10 protein-coding genes are annotated in these 12,122 nt (G+C 67.5%); 4 read left to right on the top strand and 6 right to left on the bottom strand.

Annotated features, from left to right (window positions below; translation table 11 throughout):
• Nucleotides 1-3: 3 nt before the first annotated feature.
• Complete coding sequence (locus AB0J87_RS53725) at nucleotides 4-621, bottom strand: urea carboxylase-associated family protein (RefSeq protein WP_363981412.1); 618 nt, start codon at nucleotides 619-621, stop codon at nucleotides 4-6.
• Nucleotides 622-947: 326 nt separating this feature from the next.
• Here AB0J87_RS53725 and AB0J87_RS53720 point away from each other — a divergent pair, with 326 nt between their 5' ends.
• On the top strand, nucleotides 948-2,321 hold the full coding sequence (locus AB0J87_RS53720; RefSeq protein ID WP_363981409.1) for a serine hydrolase domain-containing protein: 1,374 nt from the start codon (nucleotides 948-950) through the stop codon (nucleotides 2,319-2,321).
• 467 nt (nucleotides 2,322-2,788) lie between these two features.
• A complete protein-coding gene (locus AB0J87_RS53715; protein WP_363981407.1) occupies nucleotides 2,789-3,325 on the top strand; it encodes a DUF4188 domain-containing protein in 537 nt (178 codons plus the stop codon).
• Nucleotides 3,326-3,758: 433 nt separating this feature from the next.
• Here AB0J87_RS53715 and AB0J87_RS53710 read toward each other — a convergent pair whose 3' ends face one another.
• Nucleotides 3,759-4,556: an alpha/beta hydrolase gene (locus AB0J87_RS53710; protein WP_363981404.1), complete on the bottom strand. Its 798-nt coding sequence runs from the start codon at nucleotides 4,554-4,556 to the stop codon at nucleotides 3,759-3,761.
• Between the two features lie 124 nt (nucleotides 4,557-4,680).
• Between AB0J87_RS53710 and AB0J87_RS53705 the strand changes: the two genes are divergently transcribed.
• Together AB0J87_RS53705 and AB0J87_RS53700 are read left to right on the top strand one after the other, a co-directional pair.
• A complete protein-coding gene (locus AB0J87_RS53705; RefSeq protein ID WP_363981401.1) occupies nucleotides 4,681-4,896 on the top strand; it encodes a 2TM domain-containing protein in 216 nt (71 codons plus the stop codon).
• 400 nt (nucleotides 4,897-5,296) lie between these two features.
• Nucleotides 5,297-8,488, top strand: a complete 3,192-nt coding sequence (locus AB0J87_RS53700) for a BTAD domain-containing putative transcriptional regulator (protein ID WP_363981398.1) — start codon at nucleotides 5,297-5,299, stop codon at nucleotides 8,486-8,488.
• Nucleotides 8,489-8,507: 19 nt separating this feature from the next.
• On the opposite strand, the gene AB0J87_RS53695 is transcribed toward AB0J87_RS53700, so the two are convergent.
• From AB0J87_RS53695 to AB0J87_RS53680, 4 genes are all read right to left on the bottom strand, one after another.
• A complete protein-coding gene (locus tag AB0J87_RS53695; RefSeq protein WP_363981395.1) occupies nucleotides 8,508-9,398 on the bottom strand; it encodes a bile acid:sodium symporter family protein in 891 nt (296 codons plus the stop codon).
• Nucleotides 9,399-9,613: 215 nt separating this feature from the next.
• Nucleotides 9,614-10,471 (bottom strand): hypothetical protein, encoded by an 858-nt coding sequence (locus AB0J87_RS53690; RefSeq protein WP_363981392.1) that lies wholly within the window; start codon nucleotides 10,469-10,471, stop codon nucleotides 9,614-9,616.
• Between the two features lie 66 nt (nucleotides 10,472-10,537).
• On the bottom strand, nucleotides 10,538-10,921 hold the full coding sequence (locus tag AB0J87_RS53685) for a peptidase inhibitor family I36 protein (RefSeq protein ID WP_363981389.1): 384 nt from the start codon (nucleotides 10,919-10,921) through the stop codon (nucleotides 10,538-10,540).
• 394 nt (nucleotides 10,922-11,315) lie between these two features.
• Complete coding sequence (locus AB0J87_RS53680) at nucleotides 11,316-11,870, bottom strand: EF-hand domain-containing protein (protein WP_363981386.1); 555 nt, start codon at nucleotides 11,868-11,870, stop codon at nucleotides 11,316-11,318.
• Nucleotides 11,871-12,122: the final 252 nt, after the last annotated feature.

Raw genomic sequence — 12,122 nt, 5'->3', positions numbered from 1 at the left:
CGCTCATTCCTTGACGTCGCTTGTGTCGTCCTGACCGTTGAGGAGATCGATCGCCAACGGTGTCGGCTTGTGCCCATTGATTCCGACCAGGTCCTGCGGGCAGGCCGAGACCACGAACACGCAGTCCATCGCCGCCTCCAACGTGATCGCGTCGTTCGGGCGGCTGATCGAGCTCAGCCAGCTCAGCCGGCCGTCGTCCGCCACGGGGATCCTCATGAACACGTTGACCGGCTGCGGAGTGACCGGGACGGCGAGACCGAGTCCAGCCATGCTCGTGGCCAGGTTGTCCGCGCAGGACGCGTGGAACCCCGACACGCCCAGAGCACGGTAGCGGGCCGGGTCGCAGGCGGCGATGAGCATGTCATGCCGCCCGGGCGAGGTGTCCTCCACCAGGGTGAGGATGGGCCTGCGCCGGTCGGTGACGAACTGCTCGCCGATCGCCGGGAACAGGCGGCTGGTGGCGGCTCGGGTGTGTGACGCGCTGAGGTGCTCGTTCACGTCGTCCGCGGCGAACGCGAACACGTCGCCGACCTGACCTCCCTTTAGGTCAGTGACCCGTACGCGCTGACCGGTCCTGACCTTTACCGCCCGCCCTTCGGTGGCGGGCACGAAAACTCGCATACCGACAGCCAACCAGCCGGCACACGGACAGGCCATGGAGATTTCCCCCGCTTTTGTACGAGGAAGTGGATGAACCTACAGTCTCGCAAGGTCATCCGCTGGGACCCTCCGTCCACCGGGCACGCCCAGATAGCTGAACAGCATGGTGGTCCGCAAAGTCCGCCGGTTGGCCTCGCCATACAGATGCCCGTAGGCAAGCGGACGGCGGGGCGGGCCGAGACCCGACTCCGCCTGAATTATCAAAACGGCAGGTCAGAGCCCGCATCCTTCCGATCTTCCCGGCTACTACAACGACCCTATGAGAGGAAATTCGAGGGTTCGGGACGATGACGGCTCAGCCAGTCAAAGGAGGCCACAGAAACGCCGAAGAAACAAACTGCGTGCTTGCATCCCCCTCGCAGATCTTTCCTCGTGAAAGGATTTCCATGGCGTTGTCGCATCCCTCCTCGTCTGACCACGGCCCTTCGCGCCGCTCCGCCCTCGGGTTCCTGGGCGCGGTCCCGCTGGCGGCCGGTGGTCTGCTGGCCTCGCAAGGAACCGCCGAGGCGAATGCCGACCGATCCTCAGGCTCTGGCCGCATTCCCAAGGACCTGCGTCCTGGAGGCGCCTTCGACCAGCACATCAAAGAACTGGCGGACAAGGATCAGTTTTCCGGCACCGTGATGCTCGCGCACCGCGGCCGCCAAGTCCTGGCCCGCGCCTATGGCTGGGCGGACAAGGAAAGCAAGATCCCGAACAAGGTCGACACCATCTACGCTCTGGCCTCGTCCTCCAAGCCGTTCACCGGGCTGGCTGTCGTGCAGCTCGTCCAGCAGGGCAAGCTCAAGTTCTACGACCTGGTGAGCAAGCATCTGGACGGCCTGCCGGCGGAGATGGCCGAACGCATCACCGTGCACCACCTCCTCACCCACACCAGTGGCCTGGGCGACGCCCGGCGCCCGGGCGAGCAGCCGCCACCGGAGCAGATCCACAACAGCTACGAGCAGCAGATGGCAAGCTTCTGGACGAATCTGAAGACCTTCGAGCTGGAGTTCGCCCCGGGGACGAAGAAGGCCTACAGCAGCATGGGCTACACCCTGCTCGGCGAACTCGTGGCGAAGGTCTCCGGCAAGTCGTTCCAGGACTACGTCCGCCAGAACATCTTCCTCCCGGCCGGCATGGACGACTCCGCCTACTACGACCGCCGCCAGTGGCTGACCGACAAGCGCATCGCTCACCCGTACATGTATCAAAAGGACGGCACGCGCGTCGACGCCGTCCGCAACCTCGACAAGGGCTCCGTCTACGGCGACGCCGGCCAAGGCAGCAACTCCGCCCGGGGATGGATGGGAACAGGCGGCGGCAACGGCTTCGCCACCGCCCCGGACCTTGTACGCTTCGCGATCGCGCTGCAAGGCGGCAAGCTCACCGCCCGGCCCTACACCGAGTTGTACGTGAACGGAAAGATCTCCGCCAAGCCGCTGAAGCCGGACACCTCCGGCAACTCCCTCCGCGGGGAGACCTTCCAGGCGTACGGGCCTGTGGCCGCCACCTACAACAACCAGCGCATCATCACCCACGGAGGCGGTGCGGGCGGCATATCGACGAGCTGGTCCATCTACCTTGACATGGACTGGACGGCCGTCATTCTGAGCAATTATGACCTGCAGAGCATCGAGCCGATCATCGACCTGGAACGACGCCTGATCACCGGCGCCTAGCCCGCGGAAGCCGGCACAACCTAACGCGAGGTGACAACGAACGTTCGGGGCGCGTGGCTCGACAAATTCAAAATCAAATGTGCCTGGGGCACAAGCCACGGCTGATGGCCGACGACGTGACCCCTGTGACACGCGGTCTACGCCCGGACACCAGCCGACAGGGAAGTCGCCGTTCACTCCTCTCGGGTTTCGTTCAGTGCTAGTCAAGTTCGCTTTCGTACGTTGAGGCTGCTGAGGATCGAACTCAAGCGTGGAGGGGCCACAACGATGACGACCACCCGCCGAACACTGCCGGCCGGATCCCTCATCCGCGGCGGTGTTCAGGGCAGGCGGGTCTTCGGCGCGTTGATCCCCGAAGGGTTCGGCCACCCGCGAACTGTTGGGCACCGGCGCTGAAGAGGCGCTTCTACGCTCGCCGTGGCCTCCATCAAAGCGACGACCCGCCCACGCCGGCACATGACCAGCCCATGCGTAACCCGAGCCAAAAGGAGCGTTGGATGCCAACTCGCGTGAATCGGCAGACCGTCGATCTGTCCGCCTATCCAGACCTCATCGTCCTGTACCTCGGCATGCGGGTGAATCATCTGTACGGGATCCGGACCTTCTTCAGCTTCGGCCGGAAGATCAGTGAGTCGGTCGCGGGTAAGCCGGACGGGCTCTTACTGCACGAGCCCGTTTACTACTCGTTCTTCCCGATGAACATGGGGATGCGTCAGTACTGGCGGGACCTGCCGTCGCTGCTCGCCTTTGCCCGGTCCGAGCCGCATCGGGAGTGGTGGTTGGACTTCCTGCGGGACTCGGGCGGCACCGGTTTCTGGCATGAGACGTACTCGGTCAAGGGTGGCATGGAGGCCGTCTACGACGACGTGCCCAAGCCGATCGGTTTTGGACGGTTCGCTGGGATCAAGCGCGCTCGTGGACCCATGTTCGGTTCCGCGGCCCGCTTGGGACGCTCCGATGACAGCAGCCCGGTCCTGAGCGAGACGGACCTCTACGGGTCCTAGCCGCTCGGCCTGTCGTCGGTGATCGCAGAGGGTGTCCGCCTGGTGACACGGACGGTTGGCGAAATTCATGGGTACCCACAAAGGTTCGCCGGGCCCGCGAATGACGCGATCGTGGCCGGCAGAACGTGCAGGCTCTGCCCGATGGCGCGCCGGAACAGCCCGCCTCGGTGGGCATGACCATCAGTGCGACGATGATGCCGCCGTCGCGCGATGTGCTGGGCGTCGTAGCCGGGGCTGCCGGAAAGGTCGAGCTTGTAGGTCAGCCGGACCCTGGGAATCACGAACATCATGGTCGCCCGGCGCCGAAGAGGCAGGGCAGCAGTATCGGCAAGTTGCCGCTGGGCACGCCGATCAGCACCAGGAGCGTCGGGGGCGGGCGGCGGGCGCCGCCCGCCGGGCCGTCAGGCGATATCGGTACGGCCCTGATCCGGCGTCAGCGCGCGGCGCGTTTGATGAGGTCGGCAGTCACGGCAGGCTGCGAGATCATCGCGACGTGCGAGGCGCCGACCTCGTGGACCTGTGCTCTGGCCCGCCGCGCCATGAACCGCTGGGCCGCGACGGGGAGCACCTGATCGTTCCGAGCGGCGAGGTAATAGGAGGGAATGGTCTTCCACGCCGGAGCGCCGGACGGCTCCCCGAGCGTGCGCGCGTCAGCGGGCCGCTGGCCGGCCTGCATCAGGTCGGTGGTCGCCCTCGGCACGTCCCCGGCGAAGACGTCGTGGAAGAACTCCTTCTTGATGTATCCGTCGACGAGGTTCTCACCGTAGGGACGGAAGTCCAGCGCCGCCTCATTGAGCTTGCTTCCCGGATACTTCGTCTGCAGGTCCAGCAGCGACTCACCCTGGTCGGGGGCGAACGCGGCCACGTAGACCAGCGCTTTCACGTTCGCGTTACCGGTCGCGGCGTTCGTGATGACGATCCCGCCATAGGAGTGCGCGGCGAGGACGATCGGGCCGCTGAGGGTGGCGAGGATGGAGGCCAGGTAGGCGGAGTCGGCGGCCACGCTGCGCAGTGGGTTCGCCGGGGCGATCACCGGATAGTTCTCGCGGATGAGCCTGGCGCTGACGTCGTTCCAGCCGGAGGAATCGGCGAACGCGCCGTGCACGAGCACCACGGTGGGTTTGGGCTTGGCTTCCGGCCGGGGCTGCGCCTGCGCCTCGGACGTTCCCAGCAGGGTACCGGCCGCGACCGCGGCGGATCCGGCCAGCACCGCTCGGCGGGTCGTCGTCATAGTGTGGTCCTTTCAACGTATGCACTTTGCACCTCAATTGCGGGTCAGAATAGATCCCGGTAGTTGACGATCGCTGAGCCCGGTAATTCAGTCTTTGGGAAGTACGTCGATCTAGCCTGCAGGCATGAATACAAAGAAGAGCGAGACCGCCCGGAAGTGGGGTCTGCGGATTCACCTGCTCTTTTATGTGCTGTCCAATGTGGTCCAGGTCGTGGTCTGGTCTCTCTACGACTCGGGAAACCACTTCTGGCCTGTGTGGTCGATAGTCTTCTGGGGCATCGGGCTGGCCTTTCACGCCTGGAGCGTCTACTCACCGCCCCAATCGAATACCGCGCACTGAGCCGAGCAGTTGGAGAAGTGGGGATGGCTGAACCGGTCCGCCACCCGGGGCGGGCGGTCAGTGGGCACAGGCCGGCGCCAGAAAGCTCGAATCCGATTTGGCACACCCCATTCACCTGCTCACCCGCTTGGCTGACGCCGGTGAGACGGCCGAAGGTGGCGCCAGACTCGCGGTCAAGTCCTCGGCGTCGCCGCAACTGAGCAGGACGGAGGTTGCGGTATCCAGGTGACCGCGGCCGTGATGTCCGGCACGCCCGCCAAACTGGACGAGCGCCTGAGACGATCCTGCCTGGCAGGTGGATCCCTTCTACGACCAATCCTGGGCCCATATACTCGGTGCACGCTGCGTCCCGAAGCGGGTCGCAAGCGGACCAATCTGTCATGTCCATCCGGGAGTCGACGTGACTGGGCCCGCCCATCCCGTTCGGCCCGACGGCGAAGATCCGCCGACCGGTGCCGGTTTGCTGCGCCTGCAGGTCCTCGGTCCGCTGCGGCTGTGGCGCGATGGCGCCGAACTGGACGTCGGCCCCCGGCAGCAGGCGCAGCTGTTGGCCCTGCTCCTGGCGCGCGTGGGCCATCCGGTCAGCACGAGGGAATTGATCGACCTGCTCTGGGCCGATGACGCTCCCGTCAGCGCGCTCAACCTCATCCAGAAGTACATCGGGGCATTGCGGCGGGTGCTCGAACCCGCGGTCCCCGCCCGGGCAGCAGGTACGTACCTGCACCGCCGCGGCAACACGTACGCGTTCAGCGCCGGCCCCGGCACGCTGGACCTCGTCACGTTCCGGGAACTCCTCGAAGCCGCCCAGACCGCCCTCGCCCAGCAGGCTCGCGAAGTGGCGCTCGACCACTACGTCAGAGCGCTCGGCCTCTGGCGTGGCCCCGCGGGTGACGGGTTGTCCTACGGATCGGCCGCGATGTCGATCCTGGCCACCCTGGACGACGAGTTCTACGCCGCCTGCGCGGCGGCGGCCGAACTGGCCGTGTCGTTACGCCGGCCGGAGCGGGTGATCCCGTCACTGCAGCTGGCCGCGTCGATGGCGCCGTTCCACGAACCCGTACATGCCGGCCTCATCACCACCCTCGGCGCCGCCGGACGGCAGGCGGAGGCGCTGTCAGCGTTCCACGCGGTCCGTAACCGCCTCGCCGAGGAGCTCGGCATCGACCCCGGCCCGGCGCTGCAGGCCGCGCACCTGCGAGTGCTGACACAAACCCCGACGTCGCCGGCGGTGACGAGCACGGAAAGTGAGAGTGATCGCGCACCGGCGAGCCTGGTCGGCCGCGGCGAGGAACTCGGCGTGCTGCGGCAGACCATCGAGGCGGCGCTCACCGGCCGCACCGGGCTCGCCATCGTCGAAGGCGAACCGGGCGCGGGCAAGACGCGCCTGCTGGAAGAGGCCACCGCCGCCGCGGACCGGCGTGGCGCGCTCGTCGTCTGGGCTTCCTGTTTGGAAGGCGACGGAACACCCTCGATGTGGCCATGGGAGCAGGCGCTCACCGTTGTCCTCGACAGCCTGCCCGCGTTGGCGCGCGAGAAGTGGCTGGCCAGCGAACTCGGTCGCCTCCTCGAATCTCGGGACGATGACGCCGCGCCGCCGGTTTCCGGCGGCCGCGCCCAGTTCCGCCTGTTCGAGCAGGTCGTCACCTTTATCGGCCAGGCCTCGGCAGAACGACCGATGCTGCTGGTCATGGACGATCTTCAATGGATCGATGCCACCTCGCTCCAGTTGTTCAACCACCTGGCGGGCCGGTTGCCCGCCGGCACCGCGATCGTCGGCGCCCTTCGCGACCGCGCGCCCACCCCCGGCCCCGACCTTTCGCGGGTACTGGCCGCCGCCAGCCGGCTGCCCAACCACCGCAGGATCCAGCTCGGCCCGCTCAGCCTGACCGACGTGGCCGAACTCATCCGCCGCGAGACCGGCCACGAACCCGGTACGGACATCGCCCGCAACATCCACGTTCGCACCGCCGGCAATCCTTTCTTCGTCCGCGAACTGTCGAGGCTCCTCAGCGACCGCGGCGCGCTCGGCGACGGTGACGCATCGGCCCGGGCCGGGGTGCCGTCCACCGTGCGAGACGTCGTCCGCGATCGGATGGCGGGCCTCGACGAGAGCGCTCGCGACCTGCTGCGGGTCGCCGCGCTGATCGGCCGCGAGGTCGACCTCGGCCTGCTCGCCCGCGCCGCCGGTGTCGACTTCGCAGACTGCCTCGAACGCCTCGAACCGCTGCGCGCGCTGGGCCTGCTCGAAACGGGGCCGGAGGACCCGTTCTCGTGGCGCTTCGCGCACGACCTGGTCCGCGAATCGATCATGGAGACAACGGAGCAGCTGCGGACCATCCGGCTGCACCTGCGAGTCGCGGACGCGCTCGAAGAGAGCCAGGCGGACGACGAGTCCATCACCGAACGTCTCGCCTTCCACCTGTCCGCCGCCGGTCCCCTCGCCGACCCGGTTCGTACCGTGGAGGCGCTGAAGCGCGCCGGTCGTCGCGCGACGACCAAGCTCGCGTTCGCCGCCGCCGACCGGCACCTGCAAGCGGCCGCCCAGATCGCGCGGAACGCCGGGCTCCCGGAACTCGAGCTCTCCGCCCTCTCGCTGCTCGCCATCGCCCCGCGCCGGCAAGCCGGGTTCGGCGGCACGACGTTCGATCTGCTGGAGCGTGCGGAACACCTGGCCCGCACGCTCGGCCGGGAGGTGGAGGCCGCCGGCCTCCTCTTCGCTCGCCTGTTCGGGGCCTACACCTTCCTGGAGTGGGACCGCGTTCGTCTGGTCCGCCGGCTGTACGAGCAAGGGGAGGCGTCCTCCGATCCGGTCGTCCGCGTGTACGGCCGGCAAGCCTGGGGCCTGCACCAGTGGGACATCGGCAACATCGGCGAGGCATACCGGTGCTTCAGCGAGAACAACCCCGCCCTTCTCGACGGGGTTGTCTCCGCGCACAGCGAGACCCCGATCCGGCGTGACGTCTCGGGTGAGTGGCCCGGCTGGCAGGCCGTCATAACGGCACTGCACGGTGACGCCGGGACGGCGGAGACCATGATCGACAAGTGGAACGGCCCCGACGACTCGTATGCGGTCGCGACCTGGGCCTACTACACCACGATCATTGCTTCGATGGCCGGTGACGCGGCCTGGGTGATACGCACGATCGAGCGGTGGATGGCCGTGGGCGCTGGCCGCGCCGCCGTCCAGCAGGAGCACTACGTACGCCTGAACTGGTACTGGGCCCGTGCCCTCACAGGCGATGACCCGGCCGGTATCGCGGCCGAGGCCGACCAGCTCCTGGCCGGGACGCTGGTCGACCCGCCCCGGTGGGGCGTCGCGTACCACCACGCGCTGATCGCCGAGATGTGGCTGGCCGCCGGGATGCCGGACGAGGCGGGCATCGCCCTCGACCGAGCGGACCAGGCCCTCGAGGCCTACGGCCAGCGCTACGCCGAAGGACTGGTCCTGCTGCTGCGGGCGCGCCTGCTCCGCGCCCGCGGCGAACCGGCCGAAGTCGTACGAGCCGCTGCCGAAACGGCCCGCGACCGGTCCGACGAACGCGGGTCCCACCTCTTCGCCCGGCGCGCCGAGAAGTTCCTCACCGAGCTTTGACCGCGCTCAGGCCACACCGTCACGTTGGATCTGTGGATGCCATCGAGCTCGATCGAGCTCGACTCCTGATCAACCAGCCGAATCCGGTCGCCGTGAAGAACATGACAATGCCGTACACCGCGCCCGGGATGGCGATCTCGGCACTGTTCAACAGCGTCGGGCTCAGCGCGATCGTGATGGCGAGCCCGGTGTTGTGGATGCCGATCTCGAACCCGGCCGCGGTGGCCGCACGGTGGTCGACGCCGGCCAGGCGCGGCACGCCGTAGCCGATCAGCAGGCTCACGATGTTGAAGACCAACGCGGCGAGCCCGACCGAGACGAAATAGCCGACGAGGTTCTCCCGCTCCGCGTACAGAACGGCGTAGATGACCCCGACCAGGACCACGACCGACAGCGCCCGGACGGGGAGGTTGAGCCGCCGCGCCGCCTCCGGCGCCCATGCGCGCACGAGCATCCCGATCGCGACCGGTACGACCACCATCACGAAGACCTGCAGTATCTTGTCGAACTGCAGCCCGAGGGCGGCCCCATCGGGCAAGAAGTACCCGGCCGAGAGGTTCACCACGATCGGCAGGACGACCACCGCCAGCACCGAGTTGATCGCGGTGAGCGTGACATTCAGCGCGACGTTCCCACCGAACAGGTGGCTGAACAGGTTGGCCGCGGGGCCACCGGGCGACGCCGCGACCAGCAGCAACCCGACCGCCAGCTCCGGCGGAAGCCGGAAGGCGAGCACCACGCCGAAGCAGATCGCCGGCAGCAGCGCGATCTGGCACAGCAGCGCGACCACGGCCGCCTTCGGATACTGGCCCACCCGCCGGAAGTCGTCCAGCGTCAGGCTGAGACCCAGGCCGAGCATGACGATGCCGATGGCGAACGGCAGACTGGCCAAGATCAACGCGGAACCCATAGCGGACATTCTCGGGCATACCTACAAGTTCTGGTAGGTCGCCGCAAGGTTTGTCGGGCGGGGGACGGTGGCTACCACTCGTCAGCAGCCTGGCCATTGCTCAGGTCGGCCATGCGTGATCAGCGTGAGGCATTCCGAGCCGCGGGGACTGTGACGGCGACCGTCCCAGCCGCCTCGCCGGCCTGCGCGGCCCAAGGGCAGGCACGAGGTGCCGGTCAGCCGCGGGCGAGGACGGCGCGGGCGGCCGCGAGCTGCCGACCCTTGGTCTCCTGAAGCGCATGGAACTCGGCGGGGTGAGCCGCGACGGCATCGTCCTGGATGCGTTTCTCCACGGCGGACCAGATGGAGACGAGGTCGGTCCGCGCCTTGCACCCCACGTCCGCCTGCGCCGCGCGGATCTCCTCCTGGGAGGCGGGGCCGCCCTTCATCCACTGCCGGTCGGTGATGGCGGCGAGCGGGTCGGCGTACTGCCGGCCCTGCTCCCGCATGCACGTGCTCCAGGCCCGGAAAACCTGGACGACCTCCGGATCCCCCTGAGAGCGCTCGAAGGTCTCCGAGATGAGCCTGTTGAACAGGGCCTCGTCGACCTGCGGGGTGCCCTGCTCCAGGTGGTCCCGCGCCTGTTTCAGGCAGCCGTCCTTCTCGCCGTACGCCGCCTGCCGTTCCTTCGCCGACAGGCTTCGCATCCGGCCGGCACGTGCGGCGGCGCGCCGGGCCACGGTCGGGCGGTCCGGCGGGTTGTGATAGCCGAAGAGGCGAGCGATCTCCGGTTCGACGACACCGTAGCGGCGGCGGTTGGCCGGCTCCACGTCCTCCGCCGCGCTCTGCGGCAGCACCTCCCACGCCATGCCCCGCCGCCGCATGCAGTCGCGGATGAGGAGCTCTTCGGCGCCCTCAAGGATGCCGATGTCCGACGGGGAGAAGTTGTACCGGTCGAAGGGGATCGAGAGCTCGCGCGCCTCCACCCCCGGCGTCGGCACCGGAATCCGCGGCTCCGTCGCCGCCGCCGTCGAACAGGCGGCTGTCGCCGCGGTCAGGAGCACCCCGACCGCTCCCCGCAGCCGAACAGACACGCTGATTCCTCCGATCGGCCGCGGGGCCGGGTACCGAACTCAGTGTCCTGCGGGCGGTTCAGGGCCTTACGGCCTGACGTACCTGATGGAGCTGGTCTTGTTGTCGAACCCGTTGTTCGTCAGGTCGCCGTCCGAGGAGGACGGCTTCGCCGCGTAGCCGTACGCGCCGGAGCAGTTGGCGGAGTTGTAGAACTGCACCCTGGCGGCGCTGTTGTTCCGCATGGAGCTCGCCTTGTTGTTCACTTTGAGTGCGTTGTAGCACAGGCCCCAGCCCTCGAACATGAACTCCTCTTCTGCGCCCTTGAACTTGTCGTGCTCGTACAGGCAGAAGGCCAGCTCGCAGGAGCTCACCGCCGGGTCCACCTCGGCCTGCGCAGTGGAGCCGACCCCCACCACGCTGACCAGGGCCAGCGCCACCACACCGGCGCTGCGCACCCTCGCTCGCTTCATGCACACCTCATTCTCGTGGAGCCGAAATTGTTGTGATCATAGTCAGGTACATGCCGGAAAATTCCACGAATTCGGTTAAGTGGCGAGCATGCCCCACCTCGTGGAGGTGACCCCACCTACACGCGTTATGGCCGGAACGTACGCCTGTGGGGGCGATCCTGTGCCGGCGGCGGCCGTGGACGGCCGGACACAAAGCGAGCGGCCCGTCACCGCGTTTCCGCTGGTGACGGGCCTGCAAGGTCCGAACGTGCGTAGGCCGAGCCGAAGGTCCCGCCAGAACGGGACCGTGGCGTACGGCTAGGCGATCTTTTCGGGTACGCGCCGTACGAGCTCGACCGGTTATGGATCGTGGCAGCCAACCTTACTGACAGGCCGCAACCCGCAGCGGGAGAGCTCAGCCCGCACCCGTCTGCCCCAGGATCGCCGATCCAGGGGCAACGGGGTCTTCACTTGTGAGCAGCACCCAAACGCCTTCGGCGTACTCCTGGCGGGAGATCCTGCCGTCGCCGTCGGTGTCCAGTTGGGCGAAAGCACCCTCGGCCACCTCGTGGGGGATACCCATCCCGCTGAAGAAGTGATCGAGTTCCGGCGCTGAGATGAACCCGTCTTCGTCGGTGTCGGCGGCATCGAAGGCGGCGCACGACAACGCGCTGGTCATCTGCTGGAACTGCGGATGGCTCGCGACCAAGTGGTCCACCGCCTGGGCGAACTCCGCCTCGCTCACCGCGGCATCGCCATCGAGGTCGGCGTCCTCGCGGATGTGTTCCCACCAGTCCGCGCACAACTGCTGAATGGCCTGATGCTGACGCGAGCCCGGGTCAGGGGCCACCGCGGCGCATACCCTGTCCGCGATGCGCTTGAAGTCATCGGCAGCGATCTGCCCGTCGCCAGTGCTGTCAAGCAGTGCGAACAGGGCAGCGACGTTGGACTCGTGCAGAGAGCGGGTCACAGGTGTACCTCCCGGATCGAACGGCGTGGATCGCGACCGATCCCTAAGTATCCGGATGGCTCCGCTCAGTGACAGATGGCGTCATGGTGGCGACGCGGCAACACTAATGTGCCTTGAGGGAGCGCGTGGGAGCAGTACGCCGGTGTTCGCGAAAGAACGGCCTCCGAGAGAGTCCGACACCGGTGTGTCGTTACCAAAGCCGAGGCTCGCATGAAGATCGCCACCCGGATCGCCAATGTCTACAACACCACC

Source organism: Nonomuraea sp. NPDC049625 (assembly GCF_040675285.1).
GTDB classification, from domain to species: domain Bacteria; phylum Actinomycetota; class Actinomycetes; order Streptosporangiales; family Streptosporangiaceae; genus Nonomuraea; species Nonomuraea angiospora_A.
Note: the sequence above shows the minus strand (reverse complement) of the source record. Positions and strands in the feature narration are given on the sequence as shown.